This is a genomic window from Phenylobacterium sp. (genome assembly GCF_037189685.1).
Classification (GTDB): domain Bacteria; phylum Pseudomonadota; class Alphaproteobacteria; order Caulobacterales; family Caulobacteraceae; genus Phenylobacterium.
In genome coordinates, this window is the sequence record NZ_JBBCIT010000004.1 from 39762 (window position 1) to 59673 (window position 19912).

A 19912-nucleotide genomic window follows, 5' to 3' on the forward strand; every position below is an offset into this window, starting at 1 on the left:
CAGAGCGACTGCTCAAGGCGGCCCGCAGCGATTATCCCCCGCTGCGGGCCGTTTCTTTTTCCGGCGCGCCAATCTCTTTTCCGGTGCGCCCGTCCGTCGACACTTTTCGACGTTTTCGTCAAAAATCTTCCTTCGTCAAAATCCCCGGCTGATCTCGGGGGGAGGCGGGCGGCGGCTGCGCCGCCCATCACGCCATAGGCGATCGTCCTGCCCCGGGGCGGGGAGGCTCCGGTGCGCGCCGGCCTCAGTGGGTGTGGTGGTCGTGGCCGCCGGCGGCGGGTGGCGCGACGGCCACCACGAAGTCCGCCTTCACCCGCGCGCCGCTCGAGAACACCAGGGTCACCGGAAACCGCTCCCCGGCCTTCAGTGGCCGCTTGAGGCCCATGAACATCAGGTGGTAGCCGCCCGGCGCGAACACGAGCTGGCCGCCCCCGGGCACGGTGGCCGCGGCCTGGCGCTGCATGGAGGCCACGCCGTCGGTGACGGTCGTGCGGTGGATCTGGGTCTCGCGCGCGATCCCCGTCTCGGCGCCGACCAGGGCGTCGGGCCGGGCGCCGGGATTGACCAGCCGCATGAAGCCGGCCCCGGCGCCGCCCTGGGCGGCCGGACGGCTCCAGGCCTGCTCCACCCGTGGCGCCCCCCGGGTCTCGGCCGGGTGCGCGGCCTGGGGCGCGGCCAGGGCCTGGAGCGGCGCCGCGGTGAGCGAGAGGCCGACGACCAGGGGGGCGATCGAGGAGCGGAGGTGTCGCATCATGGAGTCCAATGTCGGTGTTCGCCGGCCGCCTGTGAAGGCGTCGCCGGCCGGGGCGGGTGAGGGGGGTGTTTCAGAATGTCCACGTCAGGCCTCCGAAGATCGCGCGGCCGTCGCCGGGCCAGTAGGCCGCGCTGGCGGCGGTGGCCGCGATCTGCGCCTGGACGTTCGAGATGTAGGCCTTGTCGGCCAGGTTGCGCGCGTCGAGGAACAGGCTGACGCGGTCGTTCACGGCGTAGCCGGCCGACAGGTTCCACACGGCGTAGGACGGCGCCTTGGCGGTGTTCCGGTAGTCGACCCAGATGTCCGACGCCGACCATTCCAGCGACGGGGCCACGAACCAGCCCGCGGGATGCCGGTAGCGCAGCTCCGCGCGGTAGAGATGCTGCGGCACGATCGGCAGGCGGTTGTCGCCGTACTGGGCGTCGTTCCGGAACCGGAAGTCCGACCAGGTCCACGTCTGGCGCAGCCGCAGGCCGCGGCGGATCTCCCAGTCCAGCGCCGCCTCCACGCCCTGGTGGATCGTGTCGCCGGCGTTGAAGGTCGAGGCCGGGATGTTGGGCCCCACCGTGAACTGGAGCAGCTCGCGCTCCAGCCACGCCCGATAGAGCGTCACGTCCCAGGTCAACGGCCCGCGGCGGCCCCGCGTCCCGATCTCGGCCGTCCAGGCCGACTGCGCCCGAACCGGGGCGAATCCGGCGCCCGTGGGCGACAGCGACCCGTGGTTCGGCGGCTCGACCGACCGGGTCAGGTTGGCGAACGCCTGCACGCCGTCCGCCTCTTCCCAGAGCACGCCGATCCGGGGCGCGATCCAGTCGTAGGTCTTCGACGCGGTCAGGTCGAACGTCGTCCCGACGCCGGGCAGGGCGGACTGCTGGTAGTCCCGCTTCGCGGTTCCCAACGTTCCCCCCGCGACCAGCGCCAGCCGGTCGGTGACGAACAGCCGGCCTTCGGCGAACAGGTCGACGGCCTGGGCGTTCTGCCGGGTCTTCGAGGTCTGCGCGCCCCGCGCGCCGCGGAGGTTGACGTAGAAGTTGGAGTCCAGGTCGCCCCGGCGCAGCCAGGCCCCCAGGTAGGCGTCGGCCCGCCGCCCACCCAGGTCGCCGTCCCAGTCCAGTCGCCCGAAGGCGCCGAAGTTGCGGCTCTCCTGGTCGAGCACCTGGAAGATCGGATGGTCCAGGTCCTTCCATACGCCGTAGACGGCGCCCTCGAACACGGCCTGGTCGTTCAGCCGCCAGGTCGTCCGCAGCGAGGTGCGAACCCCGCGCGAGTTGCGGCCCTGGTCGTTGGCGTAGGCGCCGACGGCGGCCTGCCGGGGATCGGCGTCGAACTGCGCCCGGGTCAGGGCTCCGGGAATCTCCTGGTCGATGTTCGAGCCGTTGACGATGAGCCGCACCTCGCGGTCCTCGCCGAAGCTGCGCCCGACGTTCAGCGAGCCGAACTGGATGTTCTGCTGGCTCTGCGGCCGCCAGCCCTGGCCCCGCTGGTTGGTGGCCGCGACGAACAGGTCCCAGTCGCCGAAGGCGCGGGCCGCGGCGACGTGTTCGCGGTGCATCCCGAAACTTCCCCCGTCGATGCGCAGGCGATTGTCGAAGCCGGCGTTGCGGCCGGTCGGCGTCGCCATGTTGACCGCTCCGCCCAGCAGGGCGCCGCCGAAGCGCAGGGCGTTGCCGCCGCGATAGACCTCGGTGAAGCGGGTGATGAGGGGATCAGCGATCTGGCTGTCGCCGTACCCGTCGGCCTCGTTCAGGGGCACGCCGTCCTGGGCGATGAGCAGGCCGCGGTTGTGGTTGGCGTTGCCGATGCCCGACCCGCGGATCGAGATGCGGATATCGCCGCCCCATTTCTTCTGCGCATAGACGCCGGGCGCGTCGCGCAACACGTCGTCCAGCGCCAGGGCGAAGCGGTCGGCGTACGATTCCTGCGAGATGACCGAGACGCCGCCGGGCGTCTCCGACAGCCGCTTCCGGGCGTCCCGGACCACGGGCGGGTCCTCGGGGTTGCGGGCGCCCGTGACGATGACGCTGTCGACGGTGGTGGAAGGCGGAGGGGGTGGGGCTTCGGCCAGGGCGAGAGCCGGCCAGGCGCAGGCGCCCAGCAGCAGCGCGCAGCCGGGCGCGCGGGTGATGAAAGGCATTTTCCGGGATTCCGAACGTGATGAAACGGACGCGCGAAGGCTCGCGCGCCGGCGGATCGATCAGGCGTTCGGAGCTGGAGGTCCCTGGCCGGGCGGGCGCGGCGGGGCGCGGGCCTGGGGCCGCAGCCCGCGCGGCGTGTCCGCCACCGGGGCGACGCCGGTCGCATAGACCACGCGGGTCGCGGCCGTCAGCGGGTCGGCGGGCGCGGTCGGCGCCGGGCAGACGCAGTGCTGGCAATGGTGCGGACGCTCCGGCGTGTCGCCGGAATCCGCGTCCGCCCCCAGCGTCTGGAGGCCCATGGTGGTGCAGATCGTGGCGCCGCCGTCGGGCGTCGGGGCGGCCGTGGCCAGCGCCGGCGCCAGCATCTGCACGACGAACGCGAAGGCCAGCACCAGGGCGAGCATCGCCCGGCGTTCGGCGTGTGCGGTCATCGCGACGGGTGTCGGCAGCTTCACGATGGGCGCCGTCTTACCCCGATCGCGGGATTCCGCAACGTCCGCGGGTGGGTCATAGTGGTCGTCGCCATATCCCCGGAGACCTGATGGAAGGCCACGTCCAGCCTGGCGACTACAAGGACGTGGTGCTGTTCCTTGCGACCGCGGGGGTCGTGGTGCCGCTCTTCCGGCGATGGCGGGTGAGCCCCATCCTGGGCTTCCTGGGCGCCGGCGTCCTGCTGGGTCCGTACGGCCTGGGCAGCCTCTCCCGCGAGGTGGAGTGGTTGTCGGCCCTCACCATCGACAACCCGGCCCAGCTCGACCAGTTCGCCCAGCTCGGCGTCGTCTTCCTGCTGTTCATGATCGGGCTGGAGCTGTCGTGGGAGCGGCTGCGCGCCATGCGGCGCTATGTGTTCGGCCTGGGCGCGCTCCAGGTGGGGGTCTGCCTGAGCGTGACGGCGGGGGCGGCCCTGCTGGCCGGTCTCCCGGCGGCGGCGGCCATCGCGATCGGGGCGGCGCTCGCGCTTTCTTCGACCGCCATCGTCATGCCGATCCTCGCCGAGCAGAAGCGCCAGCACACCCTGGCTGGCCGCGCGACCTTCTCGGTCCTGTTGTTCCAGGACCTCGCCGTCGCGCCCATCCTGATCACGCTGACACTGATGAGCCGCCGTTCGGCCGACGCCTTCTCGCCCACCGCGCTCCTCGCCCTGCTGCCCGCGGTGGCCGGGCTGGCGGCGCTGTTCGTCCTGGGCCGCCTCTTTCTCCGCCCCATGCTGCGGTCGGTGGCGCGGGCCCGGAGCGAGGAGCTGTTCGTCGCCGCCTGTCTGCTGGTGGTGGTGGGGTCGGGCCTCGTCAGCGCGCTCGCGGGCCTCTCGATGGCCATCGGCGCCTTCGTGGCCGGCCTGCTGCTGGCCGAGACCGAGTTCCGGCACGAGGTCGAGAGCCGGGTCGAGCCGTTCAAGGGCCTGCTGCTGGGGCTGTTCTTCATTTCGGTCGGCATCGGGCTCAACGTGCCCCTGCTGCTCGACCGGCCGCTCACCATCCTGGGTGCGGCCGCGGGGCTGATGGCGCTCAACACCGCCGTGGTCTTCGCCCTGGCGCGGGTCTTCGGGCTCAAGGCGCGCAGCGCCGTCGAGGCGGCGCTGCTGCTCGCCGGCGCCGGCGAGTTCGCCTTCGTGATCCTGGGCCAGGCCATGACCCAGGGGCTCGTGCCGCCCCTTGTGGGGCAGACGGTGCTGGTCGCGGCCACGCTGTCGATGTTCTGCATCCCGCTCCTGGCCCAGTTCGGCCTCCGGCTGAGCGGACGGGCCGTGAAGCCGGCCGAGCCGCCGCCCGAGGCCGCGGATCGTTCCGACGAGCCCGGCGGCAGGGGCGCCGATGGCCGGGCGTCGGACGCCGCCGGCGCGGTGCTGGTGGTCGGCCACGGCCGGGTCGGTCGGCTGGTGGGCGACATGCTGCGGCGTCACGGGATCGCCTGGGTCGGCGCCGATCACGACGCGCGCATCGTCGAGCAGGGGCGGCGGGCGGGCGAACGCATCTACTTCGGCGATGCGGCGCGGCCCGACTTCCTGATGCGCTGCGGCCTTGCGGAGGCGCCGGCCCTGGTGGTGACGATGGACGACCCCGAGGCCGCCGAGGGCGTGGTGGCGGTCGCCCGGAGCCTGCGCCCCGACCTCACCATCGTGGCGCGCGCCCGCGACGCGCGACACGCCCAGCGGCTGTACGACCTGGGCGCCACCGACGCCGTGCCCGAGACCGTCGAGGCCAGTCTCCAGCTCTCCGAGGCAGTGCTGGTCGAGATCGGGGTGCCGATGGGCCTGGTGATCGCCTCGATCCACGAGCGGCGGGACGAGTTCCGCAGGGCCCTCAACCGCCCCGAATCCCTGGGCGGTCGCGTGCGCCGGTTCCAGCGCGAGCGGGGCGGATAGGGCGCCCGCCGAAATATTTCCCGCCTCGCGCGAGCGTTCGCGGAACCAAGCGTCGCCTTGATCCGTTGTCGCGCAGAAGCGCCGGGTTGGGCGTATCCGGGGAGCCTTTCATTCGGGGAGCGTTCATGGGCGTGGAGCCTCGCAAGGCGGACCTTGGGAGCCGGAAGCGGTCGTCCCGGCCCGGCCTCTGCGTCCGCGCCGCGCCTTTACAAACAATATTCAGGTTTTGCGTCAGAACTGGACGTCCGGCCCCGGGATGGGCTTGCAGAAATGCGGAGGTTGTGACGATGGGGTCATGGGCGGCTTGGCGTGAGTCGGCGGCCCGATGACGGGACGATGTGGTCCGGCGACCTTTCCATGCCCTGGATTCGGGCTGGCGGCCGGCATGTCTTCCTGGCGAAGCTTGGGCTTGGCGGTGGAAAATGGCGCAGGGGTGTGTCCCTGGCGACACTTTCTCAACCGTCGGTCCCTGTTATAACCGCGGCTGGGTCAAACGGCCGCACCACCTGAGGGCAACGAGAGGGCTCGAGATATGAAGTTGAAATTGCTGGCTGGGGCCGCGATGGCCGCGGCGTTCGCCGCGAGCGCCGCCTCCGCCCAGACGGGCTGGTACGGCGCCGTCGACCTTGGCTACCACTGGCCGGAATCCCTGGAAGCGACGTCGTCGAACAACGCCGCGAACGGCTCCCCCTACGAGTGGGACTTCAACCAGGAGAAGGACTGGGCCGGCTTCGCCCGCGTCGGCTACCAGCTGACCGACAACTGGCGCGTCGAACTCGAAGTCGGCTACCGCGGTGGTGACTTCGACTCGGTCAACGGCGTCAACCAGGCCGTGATCGGCCTCTGCACGCCCGGCGTTGTCCGCACGGCGGCGGCGCCCGGCTGCGGCGCGCCCGACGGCGACATCTCGTCGTGGACGTTCATGGGCAACATCATCTACGACTTCCTGCCCGGCTCCACGATCAGCCCCTTCCTCGGCGCCGGCATCGGCGCCAACCACGTCAGCGTGGACGTGGTCGGCCAGTTCTCGAACGTGACGGGCGCCATCACGGCGGCCAACCCGGCGATCCAGAACCTGACGATCGACGACTCGGACACGGCCTTCGCCTACCAGGGCATCGCCGGCCTCGCCTGGCGGGTGACCGACAAGCTCCGCGTCGACCTGACCTACCGCTACCTGAGCGGCGGCGACATCGACTTCGTCTCGACCGGCTCGGGCGCGCTGCAACCGGGCGTCTTCAGCGGCAAGTACAAGGACCAGTCGGTGACGCTGGGCCTGCGCTACATCTTCGCCGCGGACGCGCCTCCGCCGCCGCCTCCGCCGCCGGCCTACGAGGCGCGTCAGTTCATCGTCTACTTCCCGTTCGATCAGTACGTGATCACGCCGGAAGCCCAGGCGGTGATCAACGACGCGGCGAACTACGCCAGCGCGGGCAACGCGACCCGCGTGGTCGTGGTGGGCCACACCGACACCTCCGGTTCGCCGGCCTACAACGTCCGCCTGTCGGAACGTCGGGCCAAGGCCGTGGCTGACGCCCTCGTCGGCGCCGGCGTGAACCAGACGGCCCTGTCGGTCGACTGGAAGGGCGAGACCATGCCCGCGGTCGCCACCGGCGACGGCGTGAAGGAACCGCTGAACCGCCGTTCGACGATCGACATCAACTTCTAAGTCGATCGCTGACGGTGACTGAGATCGGGGCCCGGCGGCGACGCCGGGCCCTTTTCTTGTCCGCCGGATGGGGCAGAGTCGGGGGTGGGGCCCCGTGGAGCGTCCGATGGCCTTCGATCACCTCGACGACGGCAAGTTCGCCGATGAACGTGCGGCCCTGGCCGCCCTCCTGTCGCCGCCGCCGCTGGGCCGCCACGATCGCGACGCCGTCCAGGGCGAGGCCCAGGCCCTGGTCCGGGCCGCCCGCAAGGCCGCCAGCCGCCAGGGCGTGGTCGAGAGCTTCCTCCAGGAATTCAGCCTCTCCACCCGCGAGGGCCTGGCGCTCATGTGCCTGGCCGAGGCCCTGCTGCGCACGCCCGACGAGGAGACCCGCGACCGCCTGATCGCCGAGAAGATCGCCTCGGCCGACTGGGCCAGCCATGCCGGCCGCTCGGACTCGGTGCTGGTCAACGCCTCCACCTGGAGCCTGATGCTCACCGGCCGGCTGATCGACCCCGACGAGGATGCGCGCCGCGACCTGCCGGGCTTCATCCGCCGCCTGGCGGGCCGCCTGGGCGAGCCCGTCATCCGCCGCGCCGTGGGCGCCGCCGTGCGCATCATGGGCGAGCAGTTCGTCCTGGGCGCCACCATCGACAGGGCCCTGCGCCGGGCGGCGTCCGAGGATTTCGTCTGTTCGTTCGACATGCTGGGCGAAGGCGCCCGCACCGACGCCGACGCCGACCGCTACGAAGCCGCCTACGCCCAGGCCATCCGCGCCGTCGGCCGCCACGCCGGCGGAGAAGGTCCCGAGCGCGGCCACGGCGTCTCGGTCAAGCTCTCGGCGCTATCGCCCCGCTACGAGGCGCGCCAGGCCGGCCGCGTCTTCGCCGACCTCTATCCCCGCATCGCCCGCCTGGCCGCCTTGGCCGCCCAGGCCGACATCAACCTGACCCTCGACGCCGAGGAGGCCGATCGCCTGGCGATCTCGCTGGAGATCCTGGACCGCCTGGCCCGCGAGCCGTCTCTCGGCGCCTGGCGTGGCCTGGGCCTGGCCGTCCAGGCCTACCAGAAGCGCGGGATCCAGGCAGTCGAGGCCGTGGCGGGCATCGCCCGCGCGTCCGGCCGCCGCTTGATGGTGCGGCTGGTCAAGGGCGCCTATTGGGATTCCGAGATCAAGCGCGCCCAGGTGGCCGGCCTACCCGGCTATCCCGTCTTCACTACCAAGGCCGCCACCGACGTGAGCTACCTGGCCTGCGCCCGCGCCCTGCTGGCGGCTGCGCCGCACCTCTACGGCCAGTTCGCCACCCACAACGCCCACACGCTGGCCGCCGTGCGCCTGATGGCCGGCCAGATGGGCCTCGCGCCTGAGTTCCAGCGCCTGCACGGCATGGGCGAGGCGCTCTACGCCGCCGCCCACGACCGCTATGGCCCCTTCCCCTTGCGCGTCTACGCCCCCGTGGGCAGCCACGAGGACCTCCTGCCCTACCTGGTCCGCCGCCTGCTGGAGAACGGCGCCAACACCTCCTTCGTCCACGCCCTGCTGGACGAGAAGACGCCGGTGGACCGCGTCGTCATGGACCCCATCGCCGCGGTGGAGGCCGCCGGCGCCGGGCCGCACCCGCGCATCCCCCTGCCGCGCGACCTCTACGGCCCCGCCCGCCGCAACTCCGAGGGCCTGGACCTCTCCGTCGCCGCCGTCCGCCAGGGCCTGGCGGCGGCCGTCGCCCAGCTCGGCCCCCTGGAAGGCGCGCCCATCGTCTCCGGCCGGCCCATGACCGACGGCGCGGGTCAGGACGCCGTCGCCCCCGCGGACACGCGCCGCGTCATCGGCCGCGCCTGGCCCGCCACACCCGCCCACATCGACGCCGCCTTCGCCGCCGCCCGCAAGGCCCAGCCGGCCTGGGACGCCCGAGGCGGCGAGGGCCGCGCCCGCACCCTGCGCGCCATGGCCGACGCCCTGGAGGCCGCGCGCGAGCGCCTGATCGCCATCTGCGTGCTGGAGGCCGGCAAGACCCTGGCCGACGCCGTCGCCGAGGTGCGCGAGGCCGTCGACTTCTGCCGCTACTACGCGCTCCTGGCCGAGCGGCAGTTCGCCAGCCCGGAGACCCTGCGCGGCCCGGTGGGCGAGACCAACCGGCTCGAGCTGCGCGGCCGCGGCGTCTTCGTCTGCATCAGCCCCTGGAACTTCCCGCTCGCCATCTTCACCGGCCAGGTCGCCGCCGCGCTCGCCGCCGGCAACGCTGTGCTGGCCAAGCCCGCCGAACAGACGCCCCTCATCGCCACCGAGGCGGTGAAGCTGTTCCACGCCGCGGGCGTCCCGGCCGACCTCCTGCATCTCCTGCCCGGCGACGGCGCCACGGTGGGCGCGGCGCTGACGGCCCATCCCGGCTGCGACGGCGTGGCCTTCACCGGCGGGACCGACACCGCCTGGGCCATCAACCGCGCCCGGGCCGGGCGCGACGGCCCCATCGTCCCCTTCATCGCCGAGACGGGCGGCCTCAACGCCATGTTCGTCGACACCACGGCGCTGCGGGAGCAGGTGATCGACGACGTGCTCGCCTCGGCCTTCGGCTCGGCGGGCCAGCGCTGCTCGGCGCTGCGCATGCTGTTCCTGCCCCACGAGACCGCCGACGCCCTCATCGACGGCCTGAAGGGCGCCATGCAGGCCCTGGTCGTGGGCGACCCCGCCGACCCGCGCACCGACATCGGCCCGGTCATCGACGCCGAGGCCAAGGCCGCGCTCGACGCCCACCTCGACCGCCTGGAGGCCGAAGCCAGGATCCTGGCGCGGCTCGACGTCCCCGAGGGCGGGCATTTCTTCCCGCCCGTCCTGGCCGAGATCCCCGACGCGGCCTTCCTCCAGAAGGAGGTGTTCGGCCCCATCCTCCACGTCGTCCGCTACGACCCGGCCCGGCTGGCCGAAGCCGCCGCGCCCCTGGTCGCCGCCCGCTACGGCCTCACCCTCGGCGTCCACTCCCGCATCGAGGCCTTCGCCGAGGCGGTCCGCCGCACGGTCCCGGCCGGCAACGCCTATGTGAACCGCTCGATGATCGGCGCCGTGGTCGGCGTCCAGCCCTTCGGCGGCGAAGGCCTCTCCGGCACTGGCCCCAAGGCCGGCGGCCCCCACGCCCTCCTCCGCTACGCCGTCGAGCGCGCCCTGAGCGTCAACATCGCCGCCCAGGGCGGCGACCCGGCCCTGCTGAACCTGGAGGGGTAAGGACTCAGGACGTCCAGGTCCGCACCGTCCCGTCCGTGTCCACCGGCGCGCCAGCCTTGCCGCATCCGCGCGCCCGACGCCAAGGCCGGCATTGGCTGTCGTTGGAACGGGGCGGCTCAAACCGCCCACCCCAGCGCCGCCGCCACCTCGGGCAGCAGGTCGGCGCGCAGGAACCGGTGGGTGACCATCAGCCGGGGCGTGTCCGATGCGTTCGGCGCCGCGGCGTGCAGAAGGCGCAGGTCGATGATCCAGGCGTCGCCCGGCCTACCCGTCAGCTCCACCACCTTCAGCGGGACGCCTTCGGTCTCGCCGGCGGGCAGGGCGTCACCGTAAGGACGGCCCGCGTACAGGTCGCGGAAGAACGGCGCCGCCCGCAAGCGCCGCGCTACGTCCCGGGGCCGCAGGGCTTCGCCGGATAGCACGCGGTGCGAGCCGGCCACGACCAGGGTTCCGCCGCCCCGGGGCGCCACGGGCTCGAGGAAGGTGAAGATCTGCACGCCCGGCCGTATGCCGCCGGTCAGCCGAGGGAGGTCGGTGTGCCAGCCCTGCGGCGGCGACCAGGTGTCGCCATTCGGCAGTGACGCCAGGATCTGCGGTCGGCGGTAGACAGTGCGGTCATGGCCGCGTCCCTCCAGCAGGGCGTCGGTCCAGGCGGCCACGCCGGGCTCATCGAGCAACGCCTCGACCTCGGGGTGGCGATGGCCGATGTCGCGCGCCGGCTTCAGGCCCGTGGCTGGCCAGACGGGGCGGGGGCGGCCCTCCAGCCGCCAGGCGCCGTCCACCCGGAGGCCCAGGGCCGACAGGGGGCGAAGCACCGCCTCGCGCGCCCGCCGCGCCCAGTCCTCGGATATGAGTCCGTCGAGGCGCAGGACACCGTCGCGTTCGAACTGCGCGATCCTCTCCGGGGTGATGCCGAACGCTGGACGGGCGTTAAGAGGCCGGGACATGGCCGTCTCCTCTGACGGCGCCCCGCGGCGGACCCCGACACCCTCGGGCGCCGGGGTTTCCCGACGCAAGGCGTCCAGTCCACCGCGGTACTGATTTCCCGCGGCTCACCGCAAGGCGCGGTGAACGATGCCGGGGAGGGTGGCGGCCGCCGGCGTTCCGGTCAAGGTGCGCGACGCTGTGGTCTGTCTTGCCGCGTCGGCCGGACAAGCGGAAATCGCACTCGACCCCCAAACCTACGTTCGATTCTGAGGTAGCGGGGTGATGGGATGTCCCTCATGCCCGAGGGACCCGACGTCGTGGCGCTGGCCACGCTGGACCGGTCGGCCGCGCTGGACCTCTCCGCCGCGGAGAAGGCCCACGGCGCGCTCATGGCCGCCGAGCCCAAGGACATTCCCTAGCTCTCCAGGGCCTACCGCGGCCTCGCCCGCTCCTTCATGGACCTCGAAGACGAGGACCCCGAGGACGGCCCCGAAGGCGACGGCGACCTCATCGAAGGCGAAGCCCGCGAGGTCTTCCGCCCCGAACCCCAGCCGCCGCAGGCGCCCGAGCATCGCCCTCAGTCGGTCCACGGATGCACACCGATCCACACGGATGACGCCGACGCCCCTATCCGTGTGTCTCCGTGTGCATCCGTGGACCGCGCGAAGCACGAGCCGGCCTCACCCCCCGACCCCTTCGCCCACTGGCCCAGGCGCATCGCCCCGGACCACCCCTTCAACTCAAGCTCAAGCTCCACGCCGCCTCACACAGACCGCCGCGGCTTTCCTCCCCTACCGGGGAAGGGGGTTGAAGCGCATCGGCGCAAGGTCGCCTTTCTGGCCTGCGCCGGTCTCTGGCCCTGCCGCCGTTCACACTCTCGTGAGTCCGGCGCCGATGCTTTGGGCGCCCCCGAGGGGCGGCGGCGGCGCGTTAATCCCTCGTTAGCGAAAAAGTTTGGGGACGCCGGGCTCGCCTCATTGACGAGTCCGGGGGGCTCATGTGTCCATATGTGGGCTGGTTCGGGGGGCAGAACCACAACATGTAGGGCTGACACGGCAAGGGGCCGGGTCATGGGGCAAAGGCAGGGACATGAGTGAAGCGGCGAAAGTTGGGATTGCCGAGAGTTCTGAACGGGTTGCGCCCGAGAAGGCGCGCCCGCAGCTCCAGCTCGTCCGCAAGGTCGAGGTCGACCGGTCGCGCGACGCGCTGCTGACCGATTTCGGCAAGACGACTCTCGAAGACCGCTACCTCCTGCCGGGCGAGAGCTATCAGGACATGTTCGCGCGCGTCGCGACGGCCTACGCCGACGACGCCGACCACGCCCAGCGCATCTACGATTACATCTCGAACCTGTGGTTCATGCCGGCGACGCCGGTCCTGTCGAACGGCGGCGCCGACCGCGGCCTGCCGATCTCGTGCTTCCTGAACGCGGTGCCCGACAATCTCCAGGGCATCCAGGGCGTCTGGAACGAGAACGTCGCCCTCGCCTCGAACGGCGGCGGCATCGGCACCTACTGGGGCGGCGTCCGCTCGATCGGCGAGAAGGTGAAGGGCGCCGGCCAGACCAGCGGCATCATCCCCTTCATCCGCGTGATGGATTCGCTGACCCTGGCGATCAGCCAGGGCTCGCTGCGCCGCGGCTCGGCCGCCGTCTACCTCGACATCCACCATCCCGAGATCGAGGAATTCCTCGAGATCCGCAAACCCTCGGGCGACTTCAACCGCAAGAGCCTGAACCTCCACCACGGGATCAACATCACCGACGCCTTCATGGAGGCCGTCCGCGACGGCGCCATGTTCGGCCTGCGCTCGCCCAAGACGGACGAGGTGATCCGCGAGGTCGACGCCCGTTCGCTGTGGCAGAAGATCCTGGAGATCCGGCTCCAGACCGGCGAGCCCTACCTGATCTTCTCCGACACGGTGAACCGCGCCATGCCGCAGCACCAGCGCGAGCTGGGCCTGTCGGTGCGGCAGTCGAACCTGTGCTCCGAGATCATGCTGCACACCGGCAAGGACCATCAGGGGCTGGAGCGCACCGCCGTCTGCTGCCTCAGCTCGGTCAACGCCGAGACCTTCCTGGAATGGCGCGACCATCCGACGTTCATCGAGGACGTCATGCGCTTCCTCGACAACGTGCTGGAGGACTTCATCGGCCGGGCGCCGCCCGAGATGAAGAACGCCGTCTACGCCGCGCGGCGCGAGCGCAGCGTGGGCCTGGGCCTGATGGGCTTCCACTCGTTCCTCCAGGCGCAGAACGTGCCGTTCGAGAGCGCCATGGCCAAGAGCTGGAACATGCGGCTCTTCAAGACCCTGCGCCGCCAGTGCGACGCCGCCTCGCGCAAGCTGGCGGCCGAGCGTGGACCTTGCCCCGACGCGGCCGAGCGCGGCGTGATGGAGCGCTTCTCCCACAAGCTGGCCATCGCGCCCACGGCCTCGATCTCGATCATCTGCGGCGGCGCCTCGGCGGGCATCGAGCCCATCCCGGCCAACATCTACACCCACAAGACCCTGTCGGGGACCTTCGCGGTGAAGAACCCCTACCTGGAGCGCCTGCTGGACGAGAAGGGCCAGAACACCTCGGCCGTCTGGGACCAGATCCTGGCCAACGAGGGCTCGGTCCAGCACCTGGACTTCCTGAGCCAGGACGAGAAGGACGTCTACAAGACCGCCTTCGAGATCGACCAGCGCTGGGTGGTGGAACTCGCCGCCGACCGCACGCCCGACATCTGCCAGTCGCAGTCGGTGAACCTGTTCCTGCCCGGCGACGTGGAGAAGTGGGACCTGCACATGCTGCACTGGCAGGCCTGGGAGCGTGGCTGCAAGTCGCTTTACTACCTGCGCTCGAAGTCGGTGCAGCGCGCCGCCCACGCCGGCGGCGAGGCCGTGGCGGTCGGAGAGCTCAGGATCGAAGGCAAGACCGACTACGAGGAATGCCTGGCCTGCCAGTAGGTCAAAGGCGGTCCCAGCCCGGCTCGAACGGGTAGCGCTCGGCCCACAGGGCGGAAAGGCGGGGGTCGGCGTCCACGCGGCGCGCCACCTCGCCCAGGCGGGGCGCCGCGGCGTAGAAGCGCTGGCGGCGCGGGCGGAAGCGGCTGACCACGGCGACGTAGAGGTCCAGCACGCTCAGCGTGTCGCCCAGGATGAAGCGGCCGGGCGCCGTCGCAGTCTCCATGATCGCCCAGCATTCGGAGATGCGGTCCTGGATGCGGCGGTCCACTTCGGCGTGCAGGGCGGCGTCGGGCACGAGGCGGAACGGATCGTCCTTCAGCCAATAGTGGGAATAGATCGCCGCCGAGACGAAGCTCATCCAGCGCAGGAAGGCGCCGCGCGCCAGGTCGTCCGGTCCCGGCGACAGCCGCGCCTCGGGGTGCAGTTCCGCAAGCCGGATCAGGATGGCCGCGCTTTCGGTCATCGTCTCGCCGGAGGGCAGGACCAGCGCCGGGACCTGCCGCATCGGGTTGGCCGCCAGCACCCGGTCGCCGCTCTCGACGTCGCCGGGATCGAAGGTCGAGGCCTCGACCACCTCGAAGGGCGCGCCGATCAGCGCCAGCGCCGCCTCGGCGGCCACCCCGCCCGAGCCCCGGGCGGAGTAGAGGAGATATCCACCGTCCATCCGACTTCCTCTGGAAAACCGCTAAATGCCGTGGTCATGGCGCTTGCCGACCACAAGATGTTGATCCACTCTTAACCCCAACTCCAGACGTGGCAGGCGACTCGATGACCGTGAAGTCCGATCCCAACATCCGCCAGCTTCCCGGCCTGCTGACCCCGTCCTACGCCTACAAGCCGTTCCGGTATCCCTGGGCCTACGACTTCTGGAAGAAGCAGCAGCAGGTCCACTGGATGCCCGAGGAGATCCCGCTGGGCGAGGACCTGAAGGACTGGGCCTCCAAGCTCAACGACCGCGAGCGCAATCTGCTCACCCAGATCTTCCGCTTCTTCACCCAGTCGGACGTCGAGGTGAACGACAACTACATGGAGCGGTACGGGCGCGTCTTCAAACCCACCGAGGTGAAGATGATGCTGGCGGCGTTCTCCAACATGGAGACGATCCACATCGCCGCCTACGCCCTGCTGCTCGAGACGATCGGCATGCCCGATTCCGAGTTCACGGCCTTCCTCGACTACCAGGCCATGCGCGACAAGCACGACTACATGCAGCAGTTCGGCGTGGACTCGGACGCCGACATCTGCCGCACCCTGGCGATGTTCGGCGGCTTCACCGAGGGGCTGCAGCTCTTCGCGTCGTTCGCGATGCTGATGAACTTCCCGCGCCACAACAAGATGAAGGGCATGGGCCAGATCGTCTCCTGGTCGGTGCGGGACGAGAGCCTGCACTGCGAGGGGATCATCAAGCTGTACCACGCCTTCAACAAGGAGACGGGCGCGGTCACCAAGGCCGTCGCGGACGACATCGTCGATTGTTGCCGGACGGTCGTCGGCCTGGAGGACAAGTTCATCGACCTCGCGTTCGAGGCCGGCGAGGTCCAGGGCATGACGCCTGAAGACATCAAGCAGTACATCCGCTTCATCGCCGACTGGCGGCTGCGCCAGCTCGACCTGCCCGAGGTCTACGGCGTGAAGGAGAACCCGCTGCCCTGGCTGCAGTCGATGCTGTCGGGCGTGGAGCACGCCAACTTCTTCGAAGCCCGGTCGACCGAATATTCCAAGGCCGCCACGCGCGGCCAGTGGCACGGCGGCGAGGGCGTGTGGTCCGAGTTCGACCGCATGATGTCGCGGCGCGGGGAGAACGTCCTCCCGGCGGAGTGATCCGTCGCGGGCTCGGTCAGAAGACCGGCTCTTCCAGCTTGGGCTGCGGCGGGGCGACGGGTTCGGCCTTGGCGACCGGCGGCGGCGGGACGATCGGCGTCACCACCGATTCCGGGCCGGCCGGCGCGCCCTTGGCGGCTTCGGCCTTGGCGAGGGCTTCGGCCTCGGCCTTGGCCTTCTTCTCGGCTTCCAGCGCGGCCTTCTCCTCGGGCGTCAGCTCCTCGGGCTCGGGCCGGCCCTCGATGCGCTCGTCCACCAGAGGCGTGGCGTCCTGGGCCTGGATGACCTCGGCGTCCACCCCGCCGGCGGTCTCGCCGGGCAGGCGGCCGGGCGGCTGGGCCGTGACGATCCCCATCGCGAAGGCGCCCACGGACGCGAGCCCCAGCAGGCACGCGACGAGCTGAAGCACGGGGCGAGGCATCGACCAGGTCATGGCCGGACCCTAGTTCGCCCCGCGGCCGCAAGGAAGGGCGATCCTCGCCTAGCTCCGGCCCAGGTTCGCGAGCATGGCGTAGAGCACGCTCTCGCGGCGCTGGGCGCTCTGGATGTCGGTCATCAGGGCCGAAAGCCGGTCCTTGCCGTCGGTGCGCGCGGCGATGACCGACTGGTTGTAGGCGCGGATGTTCGTGGGGCCGGCCACGGCGGGCGGCGGCGGCGGGGCCTTCGCCGCGGGCGTCGCCTTGCCGCGGGCGTTGCGCCCCGCGGCCGCCTGCTGGACCGGCGCCGAGCCCGGCGGACCCACCTCGGCGGCGCGGACGAAGCCCGTGGCCCCCGCCACGTCGACCTCCCACCAGCCGCCCTCGGCCTGTGACGCCTTGGCCTGGATCGACGTGCCGACCGGCAGGTTGCGCACGGGCGCGGCCGAGGCCACGGGCGCCGAGCGCAGCACGGCGGCGCGGACGGTCACCAGGGCCGGCGGCGGCGCGGCGGGCGGGGGCGCCGCCTGCTGGCCGCCGGCAGGCGCCGGGCCGGCCTGCATCGACAGCCGGGTCGTGGCGGCCGCCGATGCATAGGCGGGCGTCTGATTGCCCAGGACGTCGGCCTCGGAGGCGTTGTCGGTCATGGCCCGGCCCTGGGTGAAGGTCTTGGCCATGCCGGTGTGCTGGTCGACCACCGATCCGGTGACGTCGATGTCCTTCTTCAGCGCGCCGATCAGGTCGGTGCGCTCGCGCCGGATCGCGCGCCGGTCCTTGTCGGTGCTGGCGCTGGCCAGTCGGGTGTTGATGTCCTCGAGCTGCGTCGCGCGGCATTCCACCAGCGCCTGGCCGCTGCTGGCGATCTCGCGGCTGACCGCGAGCTGGCGTCCGGCGTCCTGGTCGATGTTGAACGAGGCCTTCTTCAGGTCGCCCCCGGCCTCCTGCTCCTTGAGCTTGGCGTAGGCGTCGGCCGTCGCGACGATGGCCACCAGCACGGCCAGCGCGGCGTAGGCCTTGGTGTTGTCGCCGCCGCTGAAGCCCACGTTGCTGATCCCGGGGACGTTGAGGCCCATGGCCCCGGTCAGCATGTCCTGGCCGAACATCATGCCGGCGTTGGGCGCGGCGGCCGGGGCGCCGGCCTGCTGCTGGGCGGCGCTCTGCATCGCCATGCCGCCCACGGCGCCCATGATGCTGCCCATGCTGCCGAAGCCGCTGCCCAGGCCGCCGAAGCCGCCGCCGGTGGCCCGGCCGCCGATCTGCCCGCTCATGACGCCCTTGGCCAGAACCATGGCCCCGGTCTTCAGCCCTTCGCCGATCGCCGCGCTCATCTTCGAGCGCTTGAGGTCATCGTATTCCTTGTCGAGCCTCACCAGGGGCGCGCGCTGGCTGTCGCAGGCGTTCAGGACCGCATCGCGCCCGCCCCGCTGCGCCCATGACGGCTGGGCGTTCATGCTGAGAAGGGCGACCACGCTGACGGCGAGCCGGAACCTGCGCGAGTAATCCATCGAAACCCCCCTATCGCACGCCGAGACGCGCCAATTCCTCCCTGGAGACGTCGTCTCCGGCGGCGGCGGCCTTGCGGTACCAGTCGACCGCACGTTTCCGGTCGGCGCGCACGCCCTGGCCGGACTCGTACATGATCGCCAGGTTGCGCATGGCCAGCGCGCTGCCCCGGTCGGCCGCGGCCTGGAACAGGCGCACCGCTTCCCCCGGATTGGCCGACACGCCGGCGCCCCGCGCCGTCAGGCTGCCCAGGCCGAGATAACCGCGCGCATCGCCAGCCTGCGCGGCCAGCCTATAGTACTCCGCAGCTCGGCCATAGTCCTGAGGCAGGCCGGCGCCCGTTTCCAGCATGACGGCCAGGCTGGACATGCCCTCGCTGTTCCCCAGCTCGGCGGCGCGCTGGTACCAGGTGGCGGCCTGGATCTCGTCCTTGGCGATCGCCTCGCCGTCCTCGTAGGCATAGCCCAGGCGCACCATGGCGTCGGTGTCGCCGGCGACGGCGGCGCGCTGGTAGAGTGCGAACGCCCGTCGCGCGTCGCGCGACACGCCCTGGCCCCGCTCGTAGAGGTCGCCGAGCTGGGCGATGGCGGGGCCGTCGCCGGCGTCCACCGCCTTCTGCAGCCAGCCCGCGGCCTGCCGGGCGTCGGTGTTCACGCCGCGGCCGCGCAGATAGGTCTCGCCCAGCATGCCCATCGCGGTGGCCGAACCCCGCTCGGCGGCGGTCCGGAGCCAGCGGACGCCGTCCGCTTCGTCGCGGGCCGTGCCGAAGCCGTTCAGCCGGCAGAGCGCCCAGTTGACCATGCCCCCCGGATGCCCGGCGTCGGCCGAGGCCTTGAACCACTTCGCCGCGGCGGCCACGTCCTTGGCCGCACCCCGGCCCGTCAGGGCCATGACGCCGAGGTTGTACATCGCCGCGCCGTTGCCCAGGCCGGCGGCGGCGTTCCAGTCGCGGGCGGCGGCGCGGTAGTCGCCCCGGGCGAAGGCGTCGCGGGCCGAGGTCACGAGATCCTGTCCCGGCGCGGCCGAGCGCGAGGCCACCTGGAACGAGCCTGCGGGCTGACGCTCCAGCGCCCGGATGCGGTTGGAGGCCAGCTTGCGGAACGAGCCGGTGATCTCGCCCCGGTCCTGGGCGTCCATATAGGCCTTGAAGTCGGCGGGGTCGTCGGAATCCTTGATGGAGGTCCAGAAGACCTGGTCCTTCTCCCACTTGATCTTGGTGAGGTCGGCGGCCGGCGCCGCGGCGAGCTGGGTGCGGCCCCTGGGATCGAAGCTCCAGTGCACGTTGGGCCAGATGCCCTGGAGGTCGGGCGTCTGCTGGCCCTCGGTCATCCGCTCGACCTCGGCCTGGACGTAGCTGGGCAGCTCGCCGACCGTGATGCCGGGACGGGTCATGCCCTGGGTCAGCGCGATGGCGAAGGGGCTGTTGCCCGTGGCGCCGTCCTGAGCCACCTCGCCGGGCCCGGCGGCCATCAGGGTGACGACCTGGACGTTGGCGTTGCTGCTCTCGCGCGCCAGGCCCCGCGTGCCGCCGCCGATGCTGCGGGTGGCGGTGGGGTTGTTGCGGCAGGCGTCCAGGATGATCAGCCGGACCGACTTCGCCCCGGTCAGGGAACGGCCCAGGCTGGACGACTCCAGCGAGCTGGAGGTGAGCGCCGTCTTGCTGTTGATGATGGCGTCCTTGGGCAGCAGGTAGTTGACGCCGTCGATCATGGCGCCGTGGCCGGCGTAGTAGATGATCGCCGCCTCGGAGCCCTGGGCCGCGGTCTCGAAGTCGCCCAGGCCCTCGATGAGCTGGAGGCGGCCGGGGTCCATCAGGACCTTGACCTCGAAGCCCAGCTTCTGGAGCGTCTGCTGCACCAGCCTAGCGTCGCGGGCCGGGTTCGCCAGGCTCGGGACCTTGTCGTACTTGGAGACGCCGATCACCAGGGCGACCTTCTGCGCCGCCCACGCCCCGCCCGCTGCGGCGGCGTTCAGGGCCACGGCGATCACGACCGCCGTCCAGCGTACGCCCGAGGACCGTTGACCCCGACTCCGGTCAGGGCGGGGCCGCACCGCCAAACGCATCACTGTCACCCTCCAGCCGAACGCCGGCATCATAGCCGAAATAGCCAAGCATGACCGCCGCGGCGCGATCAAGCGTGCGACGGTCACCAAGGTTATTCGTGCGGCGAAGCCGTTCG

Annotated in this window: 14 protein-coding genes; 6 read left to right on the top strand and 8 right to left on the bottom strand. The window is 71.5% G+C overall.

Features of this window, described 5'->3' with window-relative positions; translation table 11 throughout:
* Nucleotides 1-244 precede the first annotated feature (244 nt).
* From WG212_RS02420 to WG212_RS02430, 3 genes are all read right to left on the bottom strand, one after another.
* Nucleotides 245-754, bottom strand: a complete 510-nt coding sequence (locus WG212_RS02420) for a copper chaperone PCu(A)C (protein ID WP_337185469.1) — start codon at nucleotides 752-754, stop codon at nucleotides 245-247.
* A 70-nt stretch (nucleotides 755-824) separates the two neighbouring features.
* Nucleotides 825-2888, bottom strand: a complete 2064-nt coding sequence (locus WG212_RS02425; RefSeq protein ID WP_337185470.1) for a TonB-dependent receptor — start codon at nucleotides 2886-2888, stop codon at nucleotides 825-827.
* A 60-nt stretch (nucleotides 2889-2948) separates the two neighbouring features.
* Nucleotides 2949-3344 carry a DUF2946 family protein gene (locus WG212_RS02430; protein WP_337185471.1) on the bottom strand — a complete coding sequence of 132 codons (396 nt, stop codon included), beginning with the start codon at nucleotides 3342-3344 and terminating at the stop codon, nucleotides 2949-2951.
* Nucleotides 3345-3430: 86 nt separating this feature from the next.
* On the opposite strand from WG212_RS02430, the gene WG212_RS02435 reads away from it, so the two are divergent.
* The 3 genes from WG212_RS02435 (at nucleotide 3431) to putA (ending at nucleotide 10116) form a co-directional block, all read left to right on the top strand.
* Entirely contained in the window at nucleotides 3431-5251 is a 1821-nt protein-coding gene (locus WG212_RS02435) for a cation:proton antiporter (RefSeq protein ID WP_337185472.1), read from the top strand.
* A 532-nt stretch (nucleotides 5252-5783) separates the two neighbouring features.
* Entirely contained in the window at nucleotides 5784-6920 is a 1137-nt protein-coding gene (locus WG212_RS02440) for an outer membrane beta-barrel protein (RefSeq protein WP_337185473.1), read from the top strand.
* Between the two features lie 106 nt (nucleotides 6921-7026).
* A complete protein-coding gene (gene putA / locus WG212_RS02445; RefSeq protein ID WP_337185474.1) occupies nucleotides 7027-10116 on the top strand; it encodes a bifunctional proline dehydrogenase/L-glutamate gamma-semialdehyde dehydrogenase PutA in 3090 nt (1029 codons plus the stop codon).
* 116 nt (nucleotides 10117-10232) lie between these two features.
* Here putA and WG212_RS02450 read toward each other — a convergent pair whose 3' ends face one another.
* A complete protein-coding gene (locus tag WG212_RS02450; RefSeq protein WP_337185475.1) occupies nucleotides 10233-11063 on the bottom strand; it encodes a phytanoyl-CoA dioxygenase family protein in 831 nt (276 codons plus the stop codon).
* A gap of 276 nt (nucleotides 11064-11339) precedes the next feature.
* Between WG212_RS02450 and WG212_RS02455 the strand changes: the two genes are divergently transcribed.
* Entirely contained in the window at nucleotides 11340-11462 is a 123-nt protein-coding gene (locus tag WG212_RS02455; protein WP_337185476.1) for a hypothetical protein, read from the top strand.
* 670 nt (nucleotides 11463-12132) lie between these two features.
* Nucleotides 12133-13992, top strand: a complete 1860-nt coding sequence (locus WG212_RS02460) for a ribonucleoside-diphosphate reductase subunit alpha (protein WP_337185477.1) — start codon at nucleotides 12133-12135, stop codon at nucleotides 13990-13992.
* A gap of 1 nt (nucleotide 13993) precedes the next feature.
* Here the strand turns inward: WG212_RS02460 and WG212_RS02465 are convergent, their stop codons facing one another.
* Nucleotides 13994-14656, bottom strand: coding sequence for a glutathione S-transferase family protein (locus WG212_RS02465; protein ID WP_337185478.1), 663 nt, complete (start codon nucleotides 14654-14656; stop codon nucleotides 13994-13996).
* Between the two features lie 104 nt (nucleotides 14657-14760).
* Here WG212_RS02465 and WG212_RS02470 point away from each other — a divergent pair, with 104 nt between their 5' ends.
* Entirely contained in the window at nucleotides 14761-15813 is a 1053-nt protein-coding gene (locus tag WG212_RS02470; protein ID WP_337185479.1) for a ribonucleotide-diphosphate reductase subunit beta, read from the top strand.
* A 16-nt stretch (nucleotides 15814-15829) separates the two neighbouring features.
* Here the strand turns inward: WG212_RS02470 and WG212_RS02475 are convergent, their stop codons facing one another.
* Genes WG212_RS02475 through WG212_RS02485 form a run of 3 tightly spaced genes read right to left on the bottom strand, consistent with a single transcriptional unit; the run spans nucleotide 15830 to nucleotide 19721 of the window.
* Nucleotides 15830-16246, bottom strand: a complete 417-nt coding sequence (locus WG212_RS02475; protein WP_337185480.1) for a hypothetical protein — start codon at nucleotides 16244-16246, stop codon at nucleotides 15830-15832.
* 48 nt (nucleotides 16247-16294) lie between these two features.
* Nucleotides 16295-17734 (bottom strand): hypothetical protein, encoded by a 1440-nt coding sequence (locus WG212_RS02480; RefSeq protein ID WP_337185481.1) that lies wholly within the window; start codon nucleotides 17732-17734, stop codon nucleotides 16295-16297.
* 10 nt (nucleotides 17735-17744) lie between these two features.
* Nucleotides 17745-19721, bottom strand: a complete 1977-nt coding sequence (locus WG212_RS02485; RefSeq protein WP_337185482.1) for a caspase family protein — start codon at nucleotides 19719-19721, stop codon at nucleotides 17745-17747.
* Nucleotides 19722-19912: the final 191 nt, after the last annotated feature.

Excerpts from the sequence above, each read along its gene's own strand:
- WG212_RS02455 (WP_337185476.1), top strand. The coding sequence starts at position 11,340 with ATGCCCGAGGGACCCGACGTCGTGGCGCTGGCCACGCTGGACCGGTCG.
- WG212_RS02475 (WP_337185480.1), bottom strand. The coding sequence starts at position 16,246 with ATGACCTGGTCGATGCCTCGCCCCGTGCTTCAGCTCGTCGCGTGCCTG.
- WG212_RS02465 (WP_337185478.1), bottom strand. The coding sequence starts at position 14,656 with ATGGACGGTGGATATCTCCTCTACTCCGCCCGGGGCTCGGGCGGGGTG.
- WG212_RS02440 (WP_337185473.1), top strand. The coding sequence starts at position 5,784 with ATGAAGTTGAAATTGCTGGCTGGGGCCGCGATGGCCGCGGCGTTCGCC.
- WG212_RS02470 (WP_337185479.1), top strand. The coding sequence starts at position 14,761 with ATGACCGTGAAGTCCGATCCCAACATCCGCCAGCTTCCCGGCCTGCTG.
- putA (WP_337185474.1), top strand. The coding sequence starts at position 7,027 with ATGGCCTTCGATCACCTCGACGACGGCAAGTTCGCCGATGAACGTGCG.
- WG212_RS02450 (WP_337185475.1), bottom strand. The coding sequence starts at position 11,063 with ATGTCCCGGCCTCTTAACGCCCGTCCAGCGTTCGGCATCACCCCGGAG.
- WG212_RS02420 (WP_337185469.1), bottom strand. The coding sequence starts at position 754 with ATGATGCGACACCTCCGCTCCTCGATCGCCCCCCTGGTCGTCGGCCTC.
- WG212_RS02435 (WP_337185472.1), top strand. The coding sequence starts at position 3,431 with ATGGAAGGCCACGTCCAGCCTGGCGACTACAAGGACGTGGTGCTGTTC.
- WG212_RS02480 (WP_337185481.1), bottom strand. The coding sequence starts at position 17,734 with ATGGATTACTCGCGCAGGTTCCGGCTCGCCGTCAGCGTGGTCGCCCTT.
- WG212_RS02460 (WP_337185477.1), top strand. The coding sequence starts at position 12,133 with ATGAGTGAAGCGGCGAAAGTTGGGATTGCCGAGAGTTCTGAACGGGTT.
- WG212_RS02425 (WP_337185470.1), bottom strand. The coding sequence starts at position 2,888 with ATGCCTTTCATCACCCGCGCGCCCGGCTGCGCGCTGCTGCTGGGCGCC.